This is a genomic window from Hymenobacter terrestris (assembly GCF_013377905.1).
In the GTDB taxonomy this organism is placed as follows: Bacteria; Bacteroidota; Bacteroidia; order Cytophagales; family Hymenobacteraceae; genus Hymenobacter; species Hymenobacter terrestris.
In genome coordinates this window covers 102,566-124,057 of the sequence record NZ_JABKAV010000004.1, presented here as the reverse complement: position 1 = coordinate 124,057, position 21,492 = coordinate 102,566, and the positions used below count along the sequence as shown (strand labels likewise).

The 21,492-nt window shown below is 59.1% G+C and carries 21 protein-coding genes and 1 riboswitch; of the genes, 12 read left to right on the top strand and 9 right to left on the bottom strand.

Annotation, left to right across the window (positions count from 1 at the left end; all coding sequences use genetic code 11):
- Positions 1-153: 153 nt before the first annotated feature.
- Positions 154-423: a hypothetical protein gene (locus HW556_RS02865; RefSeq protein WP_176897769.1), complete on the top strand. Its 270-nt coding sequence runs from the start codon at positions 154-156 to the stop codon at positions 421-423.
- A 150-nt stretch (positions 424-573) separates the two neighbouring features.
- Here the strand turns inward: HW556_RS02865 and HW556_RS02860 are convergent, their stop codons facing one another.
- Together HW556_RS02860 and HW556_RS02855 are read right to left on the bottom strand one after the other, a co-directional pair.
- Entirely contained in the window at positions 574-1,668 is a 1,095-nt protein-coding gene (locus HW556_RS02860; RefSeq protein ID WP_176897767.1) for a DUF5074 domain-containing protein, read from the bottom strand.
- A gap of 112 nt (positions 1,669-1,780) precedes the next feature.
- Positions 1,781-3,703 carry a TonB-dependent receptor plug domain-containing protein gene (locus HW556_RS02855; protein ID WP_176897765.1) on the bottom strand — a complete coding sequence of 641 codons (1,923 nt, stop codon included), beginning with the start codon at positions 3,701-3,703 and terminating at the stop codon, positions 1,781-1,783.
- Between the two features lie 202 nt (positions 3,704-3,905).
- Positions 3,906-4,135, bottom strand: a riboswitch (cobalamin riboswitch).
- A 222-nt stretch (positions 4,136-4,357) separates the two neighbouring features.
- On the opposite strand from HW556_RS02855, the gene HW556_RS02850 reads away from it, so the two are divergent.
- The gene (locus tag HW556_RS02850; RefSeq protein ID WP_176897764.1) at positions 4,358-4,939 is read left to right on the top strand and encodes a DNA-3-methyladenine glycosylase; all 582 of its coding nucleotides are present in this window, start codon (positions 4,358-4,360) and stop codon (positions 4,937-4,939) included.
- Between the two features lies 1 nt (position 4,940).
- Here HW556_RS02850 and HW556_RS02845 read toward each other — a convergent pair whose 3' ends face one another.
- Together HW556_RS02845 and HW556_RS02840 are read right to left on the bottom strand one after the other, a co-directional pair.
- Positions 4,941-6,149 carry a class I SAM-dependent methyltransferase gene (locus HW556_RS02845; protein ID WP_176897763.1) on the bottom strand — a complete coding sequence of 403 codons (1,209 nt, stop codon included), beginning with the start codon at positions 6,147-6,149 and terminating at the stop codon, positions 4,941-4,943.
- Positions 6,150-6,261: 112 nt separating this feature from the next.
- Positions 6,262-6,882, bottom strand: a complete 621-nt coding sequence (locus tag HW556_RS02840; RefSeq protein ID WP_176897762.1) for a hypothetical protein — start codon at positions 6,880-6,882, stop codon at positions 6,262-6,264.
- Positions 6,883-7,034: 152 nt separating this feature from the next.
- On the opposite strand from HW556_RS02840, the gene HW556_RS02835 reads away from it, so the two are divergent.
- Positions 7,035-7,781, top strand: coding sequence for a DUF4397 domain-containing protein (locus HW556_RS02835; protein WP_176897761.1), 747 nt, complete (start codon positions 7,035-7,037; stop codon positions 7,779-7,781).
- 137 nt (positions 7,782-7,918) lie between these two features.
- Positions 7,919-9,241 (top strand): adenosylhomocysteinase, encoded by a 1,323-nt coding sequence (gene ahcY, locus HW556_RS02830; RefSeq protein WP_176897760.1) that lies wholly within the window; start codon positions 7,919-7,921, stop codon positions 9,239-9,241.
- A gap of 78 nt (positions 9,242-9,319) precedes the next feature.
- Here the strand turns inward: ahcY and HW556_RS02825 are convergent, their stop codons facing one another.
- Positions 9,320-10,198, bottom strand: a complete 879-nt coding sequence (locus HW556_RS02825; RefSeq protein ID WP_176897759.1) for an SDR family oxidoreductase — start codon at positions 10,196-10,198, stop codon at positions 9,320-9,322.
- Between the two features lie 75 nt (positions 10,199-10,273).
- Positions 10,274-10,816 carry a T9SS type A sorting domain-containing protein gene (locus HW556_RS02820; protein WP_176897757.1) on the bottom strand — a complete coding sequence of 181 codons (543 nt, stop codon included), beginning with the start codon at positions 10,814-10,816 and terminating at the stop codon, positions 10,274-10,276.
- A 371-nt stretch (positions 10,817-11,187) separates the two neighbouring features.
- Here HW556_RS02820 and HW556_RS02815 point away from each other — a divergent pair, with 371 nt between their 5' ends.
- From HW556_RS02815 to nadD, 7 genes are all read left to right on the top strand, one after another.
- Complete coding sequence (locus HW556_RS02815; RefSeq protein WP_176897755.1) at positions 11,188-11,955, top strand: glycosyltransferase family 2 protein; 768 nt, start codon at positions 11,188-11,190, stop codon at positions 11,953-11,955.
- The gene (locus tag HW556_RS02810; RefSeq protein WP_176897753.1) at positions 11,952-12,995 is read left to right on the top strand and encodes a glycosyltransferase family 9 protein; all 1,044 of its coding nucleotides are present in this window, start codon (positions 11,952-11,954) and stop codon (positions 12,993-12,995) included. The genes HW556_RS02815 and HW556_RS02810 overlap by 4 nt, the downstream gene beginning before the upstream one ends.
- Positions 12,996-13,150: 155 nt before the next feature.
- Positions 13,151-14,458 (top strand): O-antigen ligase family protein, encoded by a 1,308-nt coding sequence (locus HW556_RS02805; RefSeq protein WP_176897751.1) that lies wholly within the window; start codon positions 13,151-13,153, stop codon positions 14,456-14,458.
- Positions 14,459-14,525: 67 nt separating this feature from the next.
- Positions 14,526-15,173, top strand: a complete 648-nt coding sequence (locus HW556_RS02800; RefSeq protein WP_176897749.1) for a sigma-70 family RNA polymerase sigma factor — start codon at positions 14,526-14,528, stop codon at positions 15,171-15,173.
- 26 nt (positions 15,174-15,199) lie between these two features.
- Positions 15,200-15,490 carry a hypothetical protein gene (locus HW556_RS02795; RefSeq protein WP_176897747.1) on the top strand — a complete coding sequence of 97 codons (291 nt, stop codon included), beginning with the start codon at positions 15,200-15,202 and terminating at the stop codon, positions 15,488-15,490.
- 9 nt (positions 15,491-15,499) lie between these two features.
- Positions 15,500-16,084, top strand: coding sequence for a guanylate kinase (gmk, locus tag HW556_RS02790; RefSeq protein ID WP_176897745.1), 585 nt, complete (start codon positions 15,500-15,502; stop codon positions 16,082-16,084).
- Entirely contained in the window at positions 16,081-16,683 is a 603-nt protein-coding gene (gene nadD / locus HW556_RS02785) for a nicotinate (nicotinamide) nucleotide adenylyltransferase (RefSeq protein WP_176897743.1), read from the top strand. The genes gmk and nadD overlap by 4 nt, the downstream gene beginning before the upstream one ends.
- Before the next feature lie 108 nt (positions 16,684-16,791).
- On the opposite strand, the gene frr is transcribed toward nadD, so the two are convergent.
- The 3 genes from frr to HW556_RS02770 form a co-directional block, all read right to left on the bottom strand.
- On the bottom strand, positions 16,792-17,355 hold the full coding sequence (frr, locus tag HW556_RS02780; RefSeq protein ID WP_176897741.1) for a ribosome recycling factor: 564 nt from the start codon (positions 17,353-17,355) through the stop codon (positions 16,792-16,794).
- A 105-nt stretch (positions 17,356-17,460) separates the two neighbouring features.
- Positions 17,461-18,189, bottom strand: a complete 729-nt coding sequence (pyrH, locus tag HW556_RS02775) for a UMP kinase (RefSeq protein WP_176897739.1) — start codon at positions 18,187-18,189, stop codon at positions 17,461-17,463.
- A gap of 44 nt (positions 18,190-18,233) precedes the next feature.
- Positions 18,234-18,743 carry an acetyl-CoA carboxylase biotin carboxyl carrier protein subunit gene (locus HW556_RS02770; RefSeq protein ID WP_176897737.1) on the bottom strand — a complete coding sequence of 170 codons (510 nt, stop codon included), beginning with the start codon at positions 18,741-18,743 and terminating at the stop codon, positions 18,234-18,236.
- A 98-nt stretch (positions 18,744-18,841) separates the two neighbouring features.
- Between HW556_RS02770 and HW556_RS02765 the strand changes: the two genes are divergently transcribed.
- The gene (locus HW556_RS02765) at positions 18,842-21,439 is read left to right on the top strand and encodes a M1 family metallopeptidase (protein ID WP_176897735.1); all 2,598 of its coding nucleotides are present in this window, start codon (positions 18,842-18,844) and stop codon (positions 21,437-21,439) included.
- Positions 21,440-21,492 lie beyond the last annotated feature (53 nt).

Genomic DNA, 21,492 nt, shown 5'->3' with positions numbered 1-21,492 from the left:
ATAAGGTAATGTTAGGTAAGGAAACAAAAGAAGCGTGCCGGTTGCCTCAGGTATCCAGCGCTTCGAAAGCGCATACATAAGAACTAGGTGGGCAGTCAGCCGTACAGCTAGTTACTTTACGCTTCTGAACTGCCACACTCTATTCATTCTTTCATGAAAATTGCCCTACTCCGCCCCCTGGCAGCCATCCTGCTACTTACTGGTTCTCTCGCAGCCTGCAGCACCGGCAGCGAAGAAGGTGCCACTAATGTTGAGATTGGCGGCGACAAAAAGATGGACCCCGAAGCTCTCCGGCCCAGCAACCAAGGAGCCGACTCGGCAGCCTCGGGTATGCAGCCCGATGCCAATCGGACAACCGTCAGAGACCAGTACGAGAAAGCTGGCAATAACCACGACCGCAACCGCGACGGACTGGCCGACTAAGTCGCAGACTGACACCAAAGTAGCACGCCAGCGCTTTTGTTTAGCGCTCCTGCCAAGTAAAAAATGTAAGGCCCCGCACTCACTAAGAATGCGGGGCCTTGTTTTATGTCAATAGCAGCCGGTTTCAGAGCCGGTGGCTACCTGTAAAGCTTAATAAAATACGAAGCCGTTAGGACCGGCCAGCACCGTGAACGAGTCGATGGCAGCACCGGTGTTTCTAAAGCGAATCACCTTATCGGCCGCCGTAAACGAGGCCAGCCCACCGTAAATCGTGCCATCCTGCGGATCCACGCCCAGGCCATAGAAGCTGCCGCGCTTGATTAATGGGGTAGTGGGCAGCGTTGCCTCGTTGATGCCGAGCGTGTACACGCCGCCTAAATAGGTATAATAAAGCTGGTCGAGGCTGCCGTTGATTGTCAGGCGGCCCGGCGCGCTCAGGTTTGAGGGTACTTCGCGCGTTGTGGCCATGAGCTGGCCGGGCACAATTCGCGCAAGGCTCCCCTTGGTAGTGCGGCTGTAGTCGATGGAGAAATCAGGATTGTAGGCTACCTGGCCTCCGCTCAATACCCACACGGCTCCGTCGCGGTCGGCCACCACACTGTTAGGGCCGTCGCCCACCGTAATGGTTCCTTCTACCACATCGGTGTTGGTATTGATGACGGTAACGGTATTGCCGCCGCTATTGGTTACGTAGAGGCGTGAGCCCACCACAGCCAGCCGCTCGGGCTGGCTGCCTACCTCAATGGTCTTAACTACCCGGTTCGCTTTCAGGTCGATAACCGATACCCGGCCGTTGGCAGCGGTGTACGACACGGTTTCGGTTACATAGCCTTTGTCCGACGAAGCGGCCACGAAGTAGCGCGGCAGCATCAGGTCCTTGATAGTCGCCTTCGAACGGAATTTGGCCAGCGACACTACCTCTAGCTTGTTGCTGTTGTTGACGACGATGTAGCCTAGGCTGTCGCGCACGGCCATGCTCTGAGCGACGTCGCCGAGGGTAGCGTTAGTGGCAGAGGCGAACAAGGACCTATTGATAACCGAGTTGCTGGCCTTGCTGAACAAGCTAATGTCGGCATTGGAGCGGCCAAAGTTGCCCTCGTTTATCACGAACACCGAGTTCGTAACTACAGGCGCCGCCCCGGGGTTGGGGTCATTGTCGGGGTCGCAGGCCAGTAGCGTAAGCGCGGCGGCGCTACCCAGCAGCAGCCGGCCTGTCAGGCTGGTAAAGGCAATAAATGGTTTCATTTGGAAAGAAGAATATGGATTGGGGGGTGAATTATTTGTGTGCAGTTGTTCGCAATGCGCGGTTGCAGTTAGTAATTAGCAGGCATAACCAACTCATCACCTACCACTAAAATCAGCGCCACAACAGGCGCAGGCTGAGGCTGGCGTTGCGGCCGGGCAGGGCGCGGTTCTGGTAGTTCTGGTAGGTGTTGTTGGTTAGGTTGAAGCCCTGGGCCAGCACTAGTAGCTGCCAAGCGGGCGCTACGGCCAGCGTACGGCCCACCGAGGCGTTCAGCAGCAGGTAGCCGGGCAGAAAATCGGTGGCCGAAGCGTCGGTGTAGCGGTAGCCGGTGTAAGTGAGCGTGGTGCCCAGCTGCCAGCCCCGCCAACCGTGGTCGGTGCTGAGGGCCACCGTATGCCGGGGCACAAAGGGCAGCTGCCGGCCCACCGGGTCGGCGTCGGCGGCCGCACCCTGGGTTTTCTCGGTGCTGGTGAAAGCGTAGGAACCCCGTGCCGTGAGCCGATACGCGCCCGGCTGCCAGCCCAGCGTGCTGCTGGCCTCCAGGCCCTGAGCCCGCACCTGCCGCAGGTTGCGCGGCGACCAATACGAATCGCCCGGCGTCCATTGCACCCAGTTATCTACTAACTGCCGGTAGGCGGTCAACTCGTTTTGCAGCGTCAGGACGGTGGTTTTGTAAGTGTAAGCCAGTCCGGCTTCGTAGCCAAAGCTTTCCTCAGGCAGCAGGTTGGGGTTGCCGCCGGGCCGCCAGTACCGCTCGTTGAGGGTGGGGGCGCGGTAGCTGCGTGAGGCGTTGCCTTTTAGGCTAAGCGCGTGTCGGCCGGCGGCTAGCGCCAGCCACTCGGCCCCGGCGGTGGGGGTGAGGGGCGGCGGCTGACCCGGCAGCACTGCCTGCCGCAGGTTCAGCGAGAGTTGCAGCCGGGGCCGCGGGTCGTAGCGCAGCAGCAGGAAGCCCGAGTAGCGGTTTTCGGTGCGCGGGGCCGCGCCATAGCCATCCACTTGGGCCGCGAAGTGCTGGGCCTCGCCCCCCAGCCGCACTGAGGCGTTGGGTGCCAGTCGCCAGGTGTGCTCGGCCTGGGCCTGGCTGGTGCGTACCGTCGATTCGCTGAGGCCGCTCAAGTCGTCGCGGTAGTTGATGACGTCCTCGAACCAGGCAGTGCGCACGGTCCACTCGCGGCGGGTACTCACGCGGCGGTAGCTGGCCATCAGGCGGCGGCTCTGGTCGCGCTCCTGGGCGTTGGTATTGTTGGTGCCGATGCCAGGCTGAATCTGACGGCCGGCATCGGTAAGCCAAACGGCAGCGCTCAGCTCCCCGCGCTGGCCCAGCCGCAACGTAGCATCCTGGGTGAAGCTGGCCTGCCGGAAGGCCGCATTTTTCTGGCGCTGCTGCACCCGGCTGCGGCCTTCACCTATGTAAAAAGGAAAGTCGTTATCGGCGCGGCGGTAATTGAAGCTGGTGCGCAGAGCCACTTTCTCGTTGCTGAAACCGGCCTTAGCCAAGCCCGCGCCCAGCCCGAAGCTGCCGTAGTCGCCCTGCGCAGTGCCATGCCAGCCCCGGCCCCAGTCGGCCGGACTGTTGGCAGCGGCGCTGAGCCGCAATGTGCCGCCCACTGCCCCATTGCCGTACGTAGCACCTGCCGGCCCCGGCTGCACCTCTACTTGGGTCGTGCCATTCACGGGCAGCAGGGCAAAATCGGCCTCACCCAACGACGGCAGGTTGATATTGAAGCCGTTCCAGAGCACGGCCGTATGGCGGGCCGATGTGCCCCGCAATGCTATAGAGGACAGCTGGCCCGGTCCGTAGTTCTTCAGGTAAATGGCAGTCCGGGCCCCCAGCGCATCGGCCACCGTGCCGCTGCGGTAGTTGTTCAGGGCCACCGAATCGAGCACCAGTTGGCGGCTGCCCACGGCAAAGCGCGTCGGCCGCAACCCCGCCACCCGTACGGCCGGCAGTTGCTGGCTTCGCAGCGTATTGGTTGGGGTCTGGGCCGCAACGGGTAGCACCGCACCAGCCAGCAGGCCGAAGCCGCCGAGCAATACGAGTTGGGCGGCAAGCCGTCCGGGTAAAAGCGTCTGGAGAACCAAAATTTTCGTGACCGAAAAATTCAGTTCAAAACTTCATGGGGTTTATGCCAAAGACACCAACCGACCGAAGTCGAGTCCGAAAACAGAAGGGTACGCTGCGTCCCCGAAAGGCCGCTACTGAATTCATTCTCCGCCCTTCCTCCGCAGGCGCTGAACATGGGGAAATGCAAAGGCAGGTCTCCTGGCTTGCTCCTGGCGCGTCGCCTTCCCATTTCTGCCGCCTGTTCTCAACATGAAAACAGACAGCTGCCGAAACAGTGGCCGGTGATGACGCGCCGACTCGTGAAGCGTACAGTTGCGGGGACAGCTCCGGTTTTGAACCGGATTCCCTTTTCAGCCTCGCCCCCCAATCGGGGTCCGGCCACCTTTACGGTTACAAAGATAGGCGGGGAATTCTTAGAAGTACGCATGAAGAGCCGAGAGGCAAATACGGGGACGTCATTCTGAGCGAAGCGGAGCGTAGTCGAAGAATCTCTACTGCTTCGTTGTAGGCGTCTGGGTTACCGCTGCAGTAGAGATTCTTCGACTACGCTCCGCTTCGCTCAGAATGACGTTCTGTTTAGCTCTGATTCTCGTACCTCAAACACTACTCACTACTTCCCCTCCATGCAAAAACTGCCGCCCGAGTTCTACCGCCGCCCCGACCCGGTGCAGATTGCCCGCGAGTTGCTCGGTAAACACGTTTTCTCGCGGGTTGAGGGCCAGCTCACCGGCGGCCGCATCATCGAAACCGAGGCCTACTCGCACCTCGGCGACGACTCGCTGACGATGCACCTGAAGCGTCTTAGCTCGGCCAGCCAGGCCCTGCGCGAGCCAGGTGGCCAGGCCTATCTGTATAAAGTGTACCAGCGTCACACGCTGTTCAATATCTGCACCAACGAAGCCGGCAAAACCGATACCGTGCTGCTCCGCGCCATCGAGCCACTCGTAGGCCTCGACGTGATGCAGGAGCGTCGGGGCGCTTCTATTAAGCCCAACCGCCTTACGACCGGCCCTGGTATGCTCACGCAGGCGCTGGGCCTCACGCCCGCTCTCACCGGCACCGACTTGCAAAGCGACTTGCTCTGGATCGAAGACCACGGCGAAATCCTTCCCGCCGACTACGTCCTCGCCGGCCCACGCATCGGCCTGGAGTATGCCGGTACTGTGGCCGCCAGCCTTCCCTGGAACTTTCAACTGAACCTGTGATTTAGCCTTGTACCGGTGCCATTAACGATTCGCAGACCAGTACCATGAGCTTGCCTTCGTGGCTGGTGGTGGCAAACAGATACAGTTCGCCGCCCTCGCGGATGCCGGTGCGGTGGCGGAATTCGGCCACCGAATCGGGGAAGTTGCGGGTGGTGACGTGGGCGCGCACGGCCGGGCCAAGGTAGGCGCGAAGGGTCTGGGCATCGTACTTCTCCACGGCCAGAATGCGGAAGGTGCGGCCGGGAAACTCGGCGTGTAGCGTGTCGGAGGTATAGAGGTGGCTGTGCTGGTGCAGCTTCAGCAACTCGAAAGCCGTGCCGACACTCTTGAAAGCCCCCGCCTTGAGTACGGCCACGTTGGGCTCGTAGAGGAACTGCCGGGGCTCGGCGTAGCGGGCAATGGCGCGGGCCTCCCGGGCCCGGTTAAGGCGAAACTCCTGCCGGGTACCGTCGCGGCGCAGGTTCACGGTGTAGCGCTCCGGGTCCACGGCGGCCTCCTCGCCCAACTCATACAGGACTTCCTTGCACTCATTATCCACAGCTATTATCCAGAGCCGCCGCACGTGGCCCAATTCCCGCAGGGCCTGCTCAATGTCGAGCATGGGCGAGGTTTTGAGCAGGATGCGCGGGCTTTTACGCAACAGTAGCGGCAGCAGGCGCAATACGTCGGGCTCGCAGTCTTGGAGGCGGAAAATCTTCTTGGCGGCCGTGTCGCGCCGGGCCGGGTCGAGGTAAATCCAGTCGTAGGTATCGGCCGAATCGCGCAGAAAGTGGGTGGCGTCGGTGGCGTGGCACTGCACGTTCTCTATGCCCAACTGGGCCAGGTTATGGCGCACCACATCGGCCAGCGCGGCGTTACGCTCCACGTAATGCACCTCGCCCACAGTAGCGGCAAAGTGGGCCGAGTCGACGCCAAAGCCACCGGTCAGGTCGGCCAGGCGCTCGGCTCCGCGCACCAGCTCAGCTTTAAAGGTAGCTGTGCGGTCGGAAGAAGCCTGCTCGACCGAAAGGGCAGGCGGAAAAACTAGGTCGGGGTTGGCGGCCCAGGTGGGGAGCTTAAGGCGGGCTTTCTGGCGGGCCTGAATCTGGCGTACCAACTCGGGAACCGGGAGGTTAGGATGACGGCGGGCCTGCAGGGCCAGTTGGGCGGGGTCGTCGTGCAGGTGCTCGGCCACATACTGGCGAGCCGCCGCGGGCAGCGGGTATTCCATGGTGCGAAGCTACTTCTTATAAGCGGCAAGCCCCGGGACTGTAAGCTGCCGGACAGCCACGGCTCTCATGCTGCAGACACGTTTGCAGCGCCCACAACGCAGCGCCTGTGTATTACAGACTCCAGCGCAGGGCCAGCAGGGGCCGGCCAGTAGCGCTGGCCGCCACACCTACACCAGTGGGTTGCAACTGCCGCAACAGACCGGTGCGACGGGCGGTGGGTCCAACATTGTGGGCCGCCACTGCGCGCTGGAAGTGAGTGTTGGTATTGCGCGAAACAAAAATATTGGTGAGTAGGCTGGCCGCTGCCACCCCGAGTGCCACTTTTTGGGTGTTGTTGAAGTACTGTTGCCGGTCGGGGGCCGAAAGCACCTGCTGGCCGTACAAGCCTACCGCGCCCACAAATACTGCCCGTTCGGCCAGAAACAGCATCTTCTGACGACGGTAGCGGCCAAGTGCAGCCAGTGCATCGGGCTCGCCCGCCAAGTAAGGGCGCAGCCGCTGGCCAAAGAAGCCCGCGTTCTGGTAGCTGCCCTCAGTTGGGTTGTTACTCAGGGAAAAGTAGAAGTTTTTCTGCGGCCCGTTCAAACCACGTTCCTGATCGTAGGGGGCCAAGTTGATCGGACCCGTATGCTGGGCCTGGGCATGCTGGCCTAAACCGGCAAAGCACAGCAGCAATACCAGAAAAATGCGCCCAGATACACGCAGAGCAGAAGACGAAAAACAGTAATTCATGGAAGCAAAATTACAACGGTGTAGCTGGGCTTGCTAAGGCCTTCGACGGGAAAAAAGTGCAATTCACCGAGGAAAATATTTCGCGCTATCCAACAAAAAGCACTTGTGCTTCGTTGGTCTGCCATTCAAGCCACCCTTTCTTTTCCTTTTATATGAATCTGTTTTCTTCCATCCGCCCCGTTGCTCTTTTGGCTACCCTGCCTGCTATGCTGGCTTTTTCGGCCTGCGGCGACGACGATAAGGACCCCGCTCCCCAACAAGGCCGGGTGCTGCTCGTGCACGCTGCCGCCGCCTCTCCCAGCCAGGTGACTGCCTTTGTCAATGACACTCAGGTTGGGCAGCTGAACTACGGTCAGAACAGCGCCTACTTGAATGTGAATGCCGGCAGCCCCGAGTTCCGCATCAACAACGGCACTCAGGAGATTACAAAAAAGAAGCTGGATATAGCGGCCAACCAGAACTACTCAGTATTTGCCTACTCGCCCACGGCCACTATTGGCAGCGCCGATCTGATCAGTTTTGCAGATGATCTGACGGCTCCTGCCACCGGTCAGGCCAAAATCCGGCTGGTACATTTGGCCACTGGTGCCCCTTCGCCAGTGCGACTAAGCGTGCCTGCTTTGGTTGGTACCGCACCGAGCGACATAACGCCCGACGTGGCTTTTGGTACCGCATCTGCCTTTATATCCGTTAACGCGGGTACTGCTCCTACACTGACGGTAACTACTACGGGCACGCCCCGCACCACTTTGCTGACTGTGGGAGACGGCTCAGGATCGGGCACCGGCACCAAAACGCTGGAAGCCGGCAAGATTTACACTGTACTTGTACGCGGTATTGCAAATCCTGGCGCGGCAGCAGCGCAGCAGCCCAAAGCCTCTATTATCGCCAACAACTAAGCGGTAACGGCCACTTGTTTAGTACGAATGCCTGTTTTCTCGAAAGAGAGACAGGCATTCGTACTTTAATGAGATTGTAAGGAGCCGCCCTAACTTTTTTGTATTTTTGTGGTTGACATCTCAAACTCCAATATATCATGGTAGAGACCAAGACGACGACGGCCTACGTGCCCTATAAAGTGAAAGACATGAGCCTCGCTGAGTGGGGCCGCAAGGAAATGCGTTTGGCCGAGGCCGAAATGCCTGGCCTGATGGCCCTGCGCGAGGAGTACGGTGCCAGCCAGCCCCTTAAGGGTGCCCGCGTGGCCGGCTGCCTGCACATGACCATCCAGACGGCAGTGCTCATCGAAACGCTCACCGCCCTCGGCGCCGACGTTACGTGGTCGTCGTGCAACATCTTCTCGACCCAGGACCACGCCGCTGCTGCCATTGCCGCCGCCGGTATTCCGGTGTACGCCTGGAAGGGCATGACGGAGGAGGAGTTCAACTGGTGCATCGAGCAGACGCTGTTTTTCGGCGAGAAGCGCGAGCCGCTGAACATGATTCTCGACGATGGTGGCGACCTGACCAACATGGTCCTCAACCAGTTCCCCGAGCTGGCCGCCGGCATCAAAGGCCTGTCGGAGGAAACGACGACCGGCGTTCTGCGCCTGCTCGACCGTGTAAAGGCTGGCACGCTGCCTATGCCCGCTTTCAACATCAACGACTCGGTTACCAAGTCGAAGTTCGATAACAAGTATGGCTGCAAAGAATCGGCCGTAGACGCCATTCGCCGGGCTACCGACGTGATGATGGCCGGCAAAATTGCCGTGGTTGCTGGTTACGGCGACGTAGGAAAAGGTACTGCCGCCTCGCTGCGTGGTGCCGGTGCCCGCGTTATCGTGACGGAAATTGACCCAATCTGCGCTCTGCAGGCCGCCATGGACGGCTACGCGGTGAAGAAAATGGAGAATGCTATCAAGGAAGCCGACATCGTGGTAACCGCCACCGGCAACTGCGACATCATCACCGAAGCTTCGTTCCGCGCCCTCAAGGACAAAGCCATCGTCTGCAACATCGGTCACTTCGACGATGAGATTGACATGGCTTGGCTCAACAATAACTACGGCGACACCAAGGATACCATCAAGCCCCAGGTAGACCTCTACACCATCGAAGGCAAAGAAATTATTGTGCTGGCTGAAGGTCGTTTGGTAAACCTAGGCTGCGCCACTGGCCACCCTTCGTTCGTAATGTCGAACTCGTTCACCAACCAGGTACTGGCCCAATTGGAGCTGTGGCTGCACGCCGACCAGTACGAGAACCAGGTGTACACCCTGCCCAAGCACCTCGACGAGAAAGTAGCTCGCCTACACCTCGCCAAAATTGGCGTGGAGTTGGAGGAACTGAACCCGCACCAGGCCAAGTACATCGGCGTGGACGTGGAAGGACCCTTCAAGTCGGACCTGTACCGTTACTAAGCCTCTAGGCTTCCCTCTAAAAAACCCCGCCCGGCACTGCGCCGGGCGGGGTTTTTATTTACTCGATACGAACTCTTATTACTTCCCAAAAAACTTCTCGCCTACCATTTCCTCGGTTTGCTGCCAGAGTTGCCGGGCTTTATCGGGGGACGTAAAATCGTGCTTCACGGCCTTGGCCTTCTGCTTGTCGAAGTAGCCGCCGCTGATCTGCCCGCCAATGGGGTTAGTGGCCAGAAACAGCGTGGTGCGGGCGCCTTGCTCAGTCGAAATCATGAACGGGCGGCCCAGCGTGGTCATCAGCGTCAGCCATCCGCCTGACTCTGAGCCGAAGCCACTGGCCACGGCGCCCGGATGCAGGCTGTTGGTTACAATGTTGCTGATGCCCCGCTCACGCAGCTGCCGGGCCAATTCTTGAGTGAAGAGGATGTTATAGAGCTTGGTATTGCCATACTGCCACAGCGGGCTGTAATCGTGCTTTTGGTTAAGGTCGGCTAGTTTGGGGTTGGAAAAGCGGTAGGCCATTGAGGCCACGTTCACGATGCGGGCCGCCGGACTTTTCTCCATGGCCGGCAGCAGCAGGCTGGTGAGTAGAAACGGGCCGAGATGGTTGGTGGCCAGCGTCATTTCGAAACCGTCGGCCGACTCCTCGCGCTGCTTGCCAAACAGCAGACCGGCGTTGTTGATGAGCAGGTCGAGGTGGTCGTAGCGTTGAAGGAACTCGCCCGCCGCCCGCCGCACCTGGCCCAGGTCTGATAGGTCGCACAGCAGCACATCGACGCGCTGGCCGGGTTGGGCAATGGCTTGGAAATCCTGGCGGACGCGGGCGGCTTTTTCGGCGTTGCGGGCCAGTAAAATAACGTGGTGGCCCTGGCGCACCAGCTCACGGGCCGTTACTTTGCCAATGCCCGAAGTGGCGCCGGTTACGAGGGTAATCTGTTCAGAAGCAAGAATAGTCATGGAATTAGTAGTTGATTGCCTGGCTATACGCGTCGGCTGCGCAGTTGGGTGACGGGCCGACAGCTTCCGACCGCGCTACCGCTCCACCAAAAGCCGGCGCGTCAACGGGGCTGCTTCCGAGCTGGGCTGATTCACGCGCAACACGTAGCTACCAGCGGACAAATCGGCCACCGAAAATGTCAGGCGTAGGCCCAGGGTTGGAAACGTGCGGAGAAGACGTCCTTGGTCGTTGTAGAGGTATATGAGCCGGTTGGCATCCGTCGCGAAATCCAGAGTAACCTGTTTTGAAGCCGGATTGGGGTAGGGGCCGAGCACCAGTGATGCGGGAGATGCTGATGCTTCAGCTGAGCTATTCGACAGCCTGTTAGCCAATAGCTCGTAAACAAGCAGGCTATCCAGTTGGGCAGCGTAAAAGCTGCGGAACTTACGTTTATCAAAACGGAGTCGTAAGCTGTCGTTGGCGGTATTGCGGAAGCGAACCAACTCGGTGAGGTTGCCAGCCAATATATGTTTGCTTAGGGCTTGCATCTGCTCATACCCGGTATTGAACCCCGTTATCTGGCCGCGGCGTATGTATGCGGCATGCACCCAATCTGCCCTGCCAGATTTGGTTTGCACGAAGTAGTATAGGCCCCGAAACCGGAAAACGCGGGCCGCCAGCACTGTGTCGTTAACTAAAGTGGTGAAGATGTTGCGCCCGGTTGGAGTATCAAACGTCAGGTGAAGTTGGAGCGTATCTGCTGGGCCGGCGAGCGTGAAGTCAGGGCCAAGCTGGCGCGCTAGGTTAAGCGGGCTGCGCACTGCTACTGGGTCGAATTCTGCCTTGGGCCTAGATAGTCCATCACAACCAGCCAGCAAAACGAGTAGCCCCAGAAAACAGAATATTCGCATTGCTTGGGAAGTGGATGATGAGACCTTTAATGCCCTGTGGGTAGTACAGGTAACCCGCCAGTCAGCCAGCCGCCCAAATCATCCGATATTTGCCGCCTATGCCCGCTGCCGTTCCGCTGTCCGTCGTCATCATCACCTTCAACGAGGAGGTCAATATTGCCCGCTGTCTCGAAGCCGCCCGCCCGGTGGCCGCCGAACTGCTGGTGGTGGATAGTTTCTCTACCGACCGCACAGTAGAAATATGCCGGGAACTGGGCGTTCGGGTGGTGCAGCATGCCTTCGCGGGTTACGTCGAGCAGAAAAACTACGCCACCGCCCAGGCCCGCCACGAGCACGTGCTTCAACTCGATGCCGACGAGGTGCTGACGCCAGAACTGCAAACCAGCATCCGAGCGGCGCTGGCCAACTGGCAGGGTGGGGGCTACACGCTGGCCCGCCTCACCAGCTACTGCGGCCACTGGGTGCGCCACGGCGGCTGGTACCCCGACCGTAAGCTGCGCCTCTACGACCGACGCCTGGGCAGTTGGCAGGGCCTGCTGCTGCACGAACGCTACGAGCTAGCCCCCGGACAGCCCGCGCCGCTGCCCCTGACCGGTGACGCGCTACACTACTCCTACACCTCCGTCGAGCAGCATGTGCAGCAGCTCAACCGTTTCACCAGTATTGCCGCCGAGGAGCTCTGGCTGAAGAACAAGCGGCAGGTTTCCATTTTCCATTTGGTAGTGAAGCCGCTCTGGAAATTCGTGCACGGCTACGTGCTGCGAGGCGGCTTCCTAGATGGCTTTGCGGGCCTCAGTATTGCCGCTATTTCGGCCTGGGGCGTATTTCTAAAGTTCGCCAAGCTTAAAACCCGTCCTTCCGCATGAGCCGCACCATCCTCATCAGCCGCACCGACGCCATCGGCGACGTGGTGCTCACGCTGCCGGTGGCTGGCCGGCTGAAGCAGTTATTTCCGGGCTGCCGGGTGCTGCTGCTGGGCCGAAACTACACCCGCGCCGTGGCCGAAGCATGCTCCTGGCTGGATGATTTTGTGAGCCTCGACGAATTGCAGCAGCTGCCGCCCAACCAGCAGGTAGCCGCTCTGCGTACCGTCGGGGCCGATACTATTCTGCACATTTTTCCTAATAAAGACCTGGCCCGACTAGCGCTGTTGGCGGGCATAAAGGTGCGCATCGGCACCCGCAACCGCTGGTTCCACTGGCTGACATGCAACCGTTTGGTGAAGCTCAGCCGCAAAAACTCCGAGCTGCACGAAAGCCAACTCAACTTGGCCCTGCTGGCTCCGCTGCACGAACCGGCCCCGCTGCCACTGCCTGAAGTAGCTCCCTTGGTGCAGCTGATGCCCACCGTACCCCTGCGTCCTGATTTGCGGGAGTTGCTGGCGGCCCGTGGGCCCGGCCAGCTCAACATAGTGCTGCATCCGCGCAGCCGGGGCAGCGCCCGCGAGTGGGGGCTGCCGCATTTTGGGGAGTTGGCCCGCCTGCTGCACGAAGCCGGACACCGCGTGTTTGTGACGGGCACAACGGCCGAAGGCGAAGAACTGCGCGAATGGCTGACAACAAATCAGCCTTACATTGAGGCCGAACTCACCGGCCAGCTGGCCCTGCCCGAATTCATTACTTTTCTGGCCGCCGCCGATGGGTTGGTGGCTGGCAGCACTGGCCCGCTGCACCTGGCCGCTGCGCTGGGCCGACACGCGCTGGGCCTCTACCCGCCCATCCGCCCCATGCACCCCGGCCGCTGGGCCCCGCTCGGCTCGCATGCCGACTACCTCGTTTTCGACCGGCCCAATTGCCAGGACTGTCGCACTAAGCCAGCGGCTTGTATCTGTATTAAAGCCCTGGAGCCGGCCCTGGTGCTGGCCCGCGTACAGCAGTGGAAGCTCCTGCCGCCGACAGGCCTATAAAATGCGCGTATCCGCTTGTTGGTATAATCAGCAACCAGCGGCAATATCTTGCGTCTCGTCCGTATAAATAGCTGGCCGTAAATAACCCCAGCCAAACTAACGGAGGCCACATCAATGTGTTTCCGCGCCGGGCCTTAGCCTGCCAACTAAACCGAATGCCCACTTCCGAATCTGTTTCTTCAATACCTGAGCCCGCTGGCTGGAAAAGCTGGTGGTGCTCTGGCCGGCTTTCGCAATACCTGCTGTTGCTGGCCTGCGTGGCCGGGGTGGTGGGGCTGCTGGCTTCGCGGGCCCTAGTGGCACTGGCGCCGGTAGTGGGGGTAGTGGCGGCGCTGGCCAACCCGCACATACGCCGGCAAGTACCCCAATGGCTGCGACTGCGCACAGTGTGGGCTCCGGCCGGCCTCTATGTGCTGCTGCTGCTTAGCGGCCTCTACACGCACGAATGGCCCGAATGGCGGCATGAGCTGTTCCGGCAGCTGCCGTGGCTGGCCGTGCCCCTGGTATTCGGGCTAGCCGTACCGCTCACTGGCCGGCAACGGTTTGGGGTGGGCAGCCTGTTTGTGGTGGGCATAGCGCTTATTGGGGCGGCCACCGTGGGGCAGTACCTACGCGACCCTGCTACTGCCAACGAAGCTTTTCGCCTCGGTCAGAGTATGCCCTCCGTCACGCGCATCTTCCATATCCACTTTGGATTGATGCTGGCGCTGGCAACCTTTTTGGGTTTCCGAATGGCTCGGCAGCGGCACGCGCCGCACTGTCTGCGGATAGCGCTGGGCCTGAGCGTAGTGGTCTGCGTGGTGGTACTGCATGTGCTGGCGTACCGTTCAGGACTGCTGGCTGCTTACACGCTGCTGCTGATAGAGGCGCTGCTGGCGCTGCTGGTGCGCCGCCGGTTCTGGCTAGGGGCTACGCTGCTGCTGGCGCTGGCTGTAGGGCCTTGGTTGGCCTATCAGACCCTAGGCTCGGTGCGCGAACGGGTCAACAACACCTTCTTCGACCTCGAACAGTTCGAACTCCAGCACGACATCAATCATTTCTCGCTCTCGCGGCGGCTAGCTGCCTGGCAGACCGCCACTGTAGTGGCCCGTCAGCACCCGCTGCTGGGTGTGGGCCCAGCCGATGCGCATGCCGCCATGATGGATCAGTACGCCTGGCGCAGCTACGGGCTGCTGCCTGCCAACCGCGTGATGGTGCACAATCAGTACCTGCACCAGCTGGTGGCGGGTGGCGTAGTAGGGCTGGCGCTGTGGCTGCTCGTGCTATTGGGGCCGTTGGGGCAACCCACCCTACGCCGGAATCCGTACGTGTACCGATTTGTGCTGCTATCGGCTGTGGCCATGCTCACCGATTCGCTGCTGGAGTTGCAAACGAGTTACAACCTGTTTGTTTTTCTCTATGGCTTTCTGATTGTGGCTGCTGAGCGCCGGCTCCGGCAGCCTCCCAAACCTTCGCCGGCGTAGAATGGTATAAACAGTATATTTGTCTGACCGCGGTTTTCGGCCCCGAAAACTACACTTTTTAGCGTCCATGAGCGATTCTCCCGAGCGGATCCCTAAGTTGAGCAAAGAGGAAAAAGACCGGCGTTTCCAAGCCGAGCTAATGCCTGTGCTCGACCCCCTATATAACTTCGCCTTCCGCCTCACCCTCGATGAGGATGATGCAAATGACTTGGTGCAGGAAACTTATCTGAAAGCATATCGCTTCTTTGAGTACTTCGAACCGGGGACCAACGCCAAAGCGTGGCTGTTTCGCATCCTCAAAAACTCGTTCATCAACGATTTTCGCAAGAAAAGTAAGCAACCTGCCAAGGTTGATTACAGCGAAATCGAAGGGTACTACAACTCCGAAGAAGTGGAGGCCGACTCTGATGCCGGTACCACCTCCTCGGACATGCGGCAGCAAGCCGTGCGCGACCTCATCGGCGACGAAGTGGCGCGCGCATTAAACTCGCTGCCAGTGGATTTCCGCACAGTTATTATACTTTGCGACCTGGAAGGGTTCACGTACGAGGAAATGGCTAAGGTGCTCGACATCCCCATTGGTACTGTGCGTTCGCGCCTGCACCGGGCCCGTAATTTCCTCAAAGAGAAGCTCGACAAATACGCCCGTTCGATGGGTTATGGCACAAACGGAGCCGCAACCGACGACGAAGACGACCAAGAAACGACCGACTAATTTCTTTCAATTGCCAGGCAGTAGTTATGGAACCTACCTCTACCTCATCAACCAAACAGGCAACCACCGCGCTTAGCGACGGCCCCGACTGTGACCGCGTGAATACTATTCTCGACCAAATTATCGTGGGGCAAGACCCCTCGGCGGAGGATGAGGACTATTTCGTCAGCCACGCCGAAGACTGCTCGCCATGCTTTGATAGCTTAGAGAAACAGCAGGTTTTTATCGACTTTTTGACTGAGAAGGTGGTACGCAAAGGAGCCCCGGCTGCACTTTCCCAGCGCATTCTTGCCCAACTTCAGAGAGAAATGGCCTAATTTTACCCGATGCAGGGTAAAATCATTGCTTTCTCCGCGCCTTCCGGGGCCGGCAAAACCACCATTGTCCACCGGCTGCTGGCCCGAATGCCGGAACTGAGCTTCTCTATTTCGGCCTGCACGCGCGATAAGCGTGGCCGCACTGAAGCCAACGGTAAGGATTACTACTTTATCTCCGTTCAGGAGTTTCAGGAGAAAATCCGCCACGACGATTTTGTGGAGTGGGAAGAGGTGTACGAAGGCGCGTTCTATGGCACGTTGAAGCAAGAAGTCGAGCGCATCTGGGAAAATGGCCAGCACTCGGTGCTCGATGTAGATGTGAAAGGTGGCCTCAGCATCAAGGAGTTTTACCAAGACCGTGCTTTAGCGGTGTTCGTGAAACCTCCTTCGCTGGAAATCCTGGAGCAACGCCTCCGCCACCGCGCTACCGACTCGGAAGCCAGCATCTCAGCCCGCTTATACAAGGCCAACTTCGAGCTTACGTTTGAAGACCGCTTTGACGTGGTCATCACCAACGATGACCTCGATAAGGCCGTCGACGAAGCCGAACGACTGGTGCGCGCTTTTATAACCGCTGAATCGGCCATTTTGTGAGCAGCCCCACTTCTGTCACCCCCTCGGGCCGGAAAGTGGGGCTGCTTTTTGGTTCCTTCAACCCCATTCATACCGGCCACCTGATTCTGGCCAACTTCCTGGCCACGCACACCGACTTGGCCGAAGTCTGGCTTATCGTGTCACCCCAGAGCCCCTTCAAGGCTCAGGCCGATTTGCTCGATGCGCAGGCGCGGCTGACCTTGGTCGCCAGTGCCATTGCTGGCAACGAGCGGCTACGCGTGCTCGACATCGAGTTTCGCCTGCCCAAGCCCAGCTACACCATCGATACGCTTGACCAGTTGCGGCAGCTGCATCCGGGCCAGGAGTTCGTGCTGCTCATGGGTGGCGACAACGTGGCGGGCCTGCCGCGCTGGAAAGACGCTGACCGGCTGCTGGCCGAGGTAGAAATCTACGTGTACCCACGCCCCGGCCACACCTTGTCCAACCCGCTGCCGCCCGCTGTGCGCGTGGTAGAGGCCCCACTACTCGATATTTCGGCCACCTTTATTCGCCGCTGCCTGCGCGACGGCCTATCGGTCCGCTACTTGCTACCCGAAGTGGTAGAACAGCAGATTCGGGTGGGAGGGTACTACGTTTAGAAATGAGTGTCAGGAAGTGAGAGGGGAGACTTTCGTGCTGATATCCGACCAAATTGGGCCGGCAGCACGAAAGTCTCCCCTCTCACTTCTTGGTACTCATTTCTAAAATCAAATCGTCATTATCTCCGTTTCCTTTTTGCTCAGCACCTCATCTACTTTGCTGATGTAGGCATCGGTGAACTTCTGAACTTTGGCTTCGGCATCCTTGACGGCATCTTCCGAAGCGCCATCCTTCTGCAGCTTGCGCAGCGACTCGTTCACGTCTTTGCGGATGCCACGGATGCGCACTTTGCCGCCTTCTGACTCCGATTTAGCCTGCTTCACCAGCTCGCGGCGGCGCTCCTCGGTCATGGCCGGGATGTTGAGGCGTACGCCCTCGGCATCTGACTGCGGGTTGAGGCCCAGGTCACTATTTTTGATGGCCTTTACAATTTCGCCCACCATATTTTTCTCCCAAGGCTTGATGTACAGCGTGCGGGCATCGGGGGCCGATACGTTGGCCACGTTGCCCAGCGGAGTGGGCGTGCCGTAGTAGTCCACCCGCAGCGAATCGAGCATGGCCGGCGAGGCTTTGCCGGCCCGGATGCGCGAAAATTCTACGGTCGTGTGCTCCAGGGCCTTGCCCATCGACTCTTCGGCCTCATCGAGGTAAAACTTTATTTCTTCGTCCACTTCGGAAAAATTAAGTGTTGAAAATTAGGGATTAATAGGTTGACCGGCTGCCGAAACTACGCCGATTAGTTGTCAGTTTTGCGCGGCTGGTATGAAGAAGTTGTTCTAAGCGTCGGCGTTGGCCCCGTGCATGCTCACGAGCGTACCCACGCTGTCGCCGCGCAACAGGCGCTGCAGGTTGCCTTCCTTATTCATATCGAAAACGATAATCGGCAGATTGTTTTCCTTGCACAGCGTGAAGGCCGTCATATCCATCACGTTTAGCTTCTTGTCCATCACTTCATCGAAGCTGATTTCGGCGAAGCGCTTTGCGGTCGGGTCTTTCTCAGGGTCAGCGGTGTAGATGCCGTCTACACGGGTACCTTTTAACACCACATCAGCCTCAATCTCGATGGCCCGCAACGAAGCGGCCGAGTCGGTAGTGAAGTAAGGCGAGCCGATGCCGGCACCGAAAATAACAACCCGGCCCTTCTCTAGGTGGCGCATGGCCCGGCGGCGGATGTAGGGTTCGCACACCTGCTGTATAGTGAGGCCCGAAAGCAGACGGGTGTTTACGCCCAGCTTTTCGAGGGCGCTCTGCAGAGCCATCGAGTTGATAACTGTGGCCAGCATACCCATGTAGTCGCCCTGCACGCGGTCGAGGCCGAAGGCTTCGGCCTGCACCCCGCGGTAGATGTTACCACCCCCGATAACGACGGCCACCTGCGTGCCCGTTTCGGCGGCAATCTTGATTTCCTCGGCGTACTGCATGAGCCGGTTGGCATCGATGCCGTACTGCTGCTGGCCCATCAGGGCCTCGCCACTCAGTTTCAGCAGAATTCGGTTGTACTTCAAGGCAGTGAGGAGATGGTTGAGTAAAAAGAAAAAGCGCCGGGTGTCTAGGCGAACTGAATCAGCACCTGGCCCTTGGTTACGTTGTCGCGCAGGCTTACTTTGATGGCCGCTACCACGCCTTCGCCGGGCGCTTTCAGGATGTTTTCCATTTTCATGGCTTCCAGTACCAACAGCGGGTCGCCCTTCTGCACCGTCTGGCCCGGCTGCACCCGCACGTCCACAATCAGGCCCGGCATGGGGGCTTTCAATTCGTTGACTTTGGTGCTGACGGCCGCGCTCAGGCCCATCTTATCGAGTAGCAAATCGAGGCGGTCTTTGGCCCGTAACTCCAGCCGCTCCCCATTCAGCTTCAGCACCACAGTTTTGGTGGCGTAGTCGATTTCCAGCAACTCGGCATTGTACGAACGATTCTGGTACAGCACGTGGTAGCGGCCGGCACCAAGGGCCGTGAGGTCCCAGGCAAAAGGCTGGTCATCGAGCGTAACAGTACCGATTGGCTGGTAGTCGACTTCCTGCGAGGGCTGGCCGGCCGCGACTAATTGGATTTGCAGCATACGAATAGGGCGGGAGTAAGGCAGAAAAGGGCTTAAAGATAGGTCAAATCTGAAATAAATTCGGAACTTCACCAACCATTACCCTATTGCCTTATTGCATGAAATACCTATTCCTCGGTATTCTTTTCCTGTGGCTGCCGGCGCAGTTGCCGGCTGTTGCTCAGGCAAATAGACCGGGGCGCAGTGGTGCTGCTAGCCCACATTCGCCCGCCCGAAAAGGACCCGATACTGCGCCTTATCTGGCACCCGCCACGGCGCCGGTACCGAACTGGCTACCCGACCAGGCCCGCCCGCAGCAGCCATCGGCTACTATTCTGCACCAGTTGGTCGATACCAAGCTCGACCTGCGCCCCGACTGGAGCCGGCAGTGGCTGCAGGGCACGGCTACGCTCACGCTCCGCCCGCACTTCTACCCGCAGTACCAGTTGGTGCTCGATGCCAAAGGCTTCGACATTAAAGGGGTGGAGCTACTCAGCGCGGGCCGCAAGGGCCGCGACCTGAAGTATACCTACGATAAGAAGAAGCTCACCATTGCCCTCGACCGTACCTACCAGCGCACCGAGCAGTACCAGGTGCGCATTCAATATGTGGCCAAGCCCAACGAGCTGCCCCGGGGCGGTGGGAGCGAGGCCATCATCGACGACAAAGGCCTGTACTTTATCAACCCGCTCGGTACCGAGAAAGACAAGCCCCGCCAACTCTGGACCCAGGGCGAAACGGAGGGAAGCTCCTGTTGGTTCCCGACCATCGACCGGCCCAACCAGCGCATGACGCAGGAAATCAGCCTGACGGTGGAAGCCGACCAAAAAACACTATCTAACGGTCTGCTCGTATCGTCGCGCCGCAATGCCGACGGCACCCGCACCGATACCTGGAAACTTAGCCAGCCTCATGCGCCCTACCTGGCCATGCTTGCGGTGGGCAATTTTACCGTCGTATCGGACTCCTGGCGTGGAAAGGCGGTGGACTATTACGTGGACCCCGCCTACCGGAATACGGCCAAGCAAGTGTTTGGCAACACCCCCGAGATGCTGGAGTTCTTTTCCAAAAAATTAGGAGTCGACTATCCGTGGGAGAAGTACGCCCAAGTAGCCGTGCATGATTTCGTGTCAGGCGCTATGGAGAATACCACTGCCTCCACATTCGGGCAGCAGCTGGTGCAGTTCACGCCCCGCGAGTTGGCCGATGTACCCTATGATGGTTCGGAGTCGGTTATTGCCCACGAGTTGTTCCACCAGTGGTTTGGTGATTATGTGACCAATGAGTCGTGGGGCAATCTGCCGCTTAACGAGGCCTTTGCCGATTACTCGGAGTTGCTTTGGGCCGAGCACAAGTACGGTCCTGATGCGGCAGCATTGGTGCAGCGCAACAAGCTGCGCATCTACCTCGAAGAGGCCCAGATGAAGCGCGAGCCGCTTATCCGTACCAGCTACAACAACCACGAAGATCTGTTCGACCGCCATTCTTACGACAAGGGGGGCCGGGTGCTGCACATGCTGCGCAACCTCGTCGGCGACGACGCTTTCTTCGCCTCACTCACCCGCTACCTCAACCAGAACAAGCTGTCGGCTGTCGAGCTGTCGGAACTGCGCATTGCTTTCGAAGAAACGACCGGCGAGGATCTGACGTGGTTTTTCGACCAGTGGTTTCTGCAACGCGGGCACCCCGAATTGCGCGTAACCCACAGCTACGAAAACAGTGCCTTGGTACTGCGCGTGCGGCAGGTGCAGGATACCCTGTATCAGCCCGTATTCCGACTGCCCGTAACGGTGGCTGTTTGGAGTGGCAACCAGTCCACGGAGCACCGCCTTGTCATTACCAAAGCCGACCAGACGTTTCGCCTGCCCACGCCCCAACGTCCGTCCCTCGTTAAGTTCGATAATGAGGGAGTGCTACTAGCCGACATTGACGAGGCGCAAACCCCTGAAGAAATGCAGTTCCAGCTCAGTCATGCCCGCGGCTATCTTCAGAAAGCAGAGGCCATAGAAAAGCTGAGAAGTAAGTCGGGTGATTTGCTAGTTAGTTCGGCCTTCCGCAATTTCCTCACCGACCCTTTTTGGGCAACGCGCGTGGCCGCACTCGAAGGCTTACGCCGCTACCGCGGGGCTGAGGGCAGTGTGGTCCGCAAGGATTTGCAGCAAGTTGCCCTCAACGAAAAGCACGGTACTGTGCGGGCCACGGCAATCAACGTGTTGTCATCGTTTGCCAACGAGAGTTTTGCTAGTGTCTACGAATCGGCCCTCATCGACAGCTCTTACTTGGTATCTGCCTCCGCCGTTGATGCCTTGGCCAAGTCGCCCGCGCCCACTACCCGCGCCCAGATTGCCAAGCTGCAGAAAACCCGTAACCCGGCACTACTCAAGTCGCTGTCCGGCTTCTACGGCCTCAACGGCACCCTCGACGATTACGACTGGTTTTTGCAGCGCAGCCAGGATGCCCAGCCCGAGGTACTGTATGTGCTGCTCGAAAACTTTGGTCGCCTCATGAACCGCATTCCACCAGTGGAGCGCGAGAAAGGGCTTCAGCGGCTCGAAAATCTGGCCCGCAGCCATCCACAGATCTACGTACGCCTAGGTGCCTACAAGGGCCTGAATGAGTTAACCGGAAGCATGCCTACCCTCAAAACCACGCTGCAGGATATCCGGAATAAGGAAAAGGATAGCAACCTGAAAGCCATGTACAGCTTGGTTCAATAATTTTTTTCGCGCCGATTACCAGCAAAATTGTTCTGCTTTAGTCTAGGAAGTCA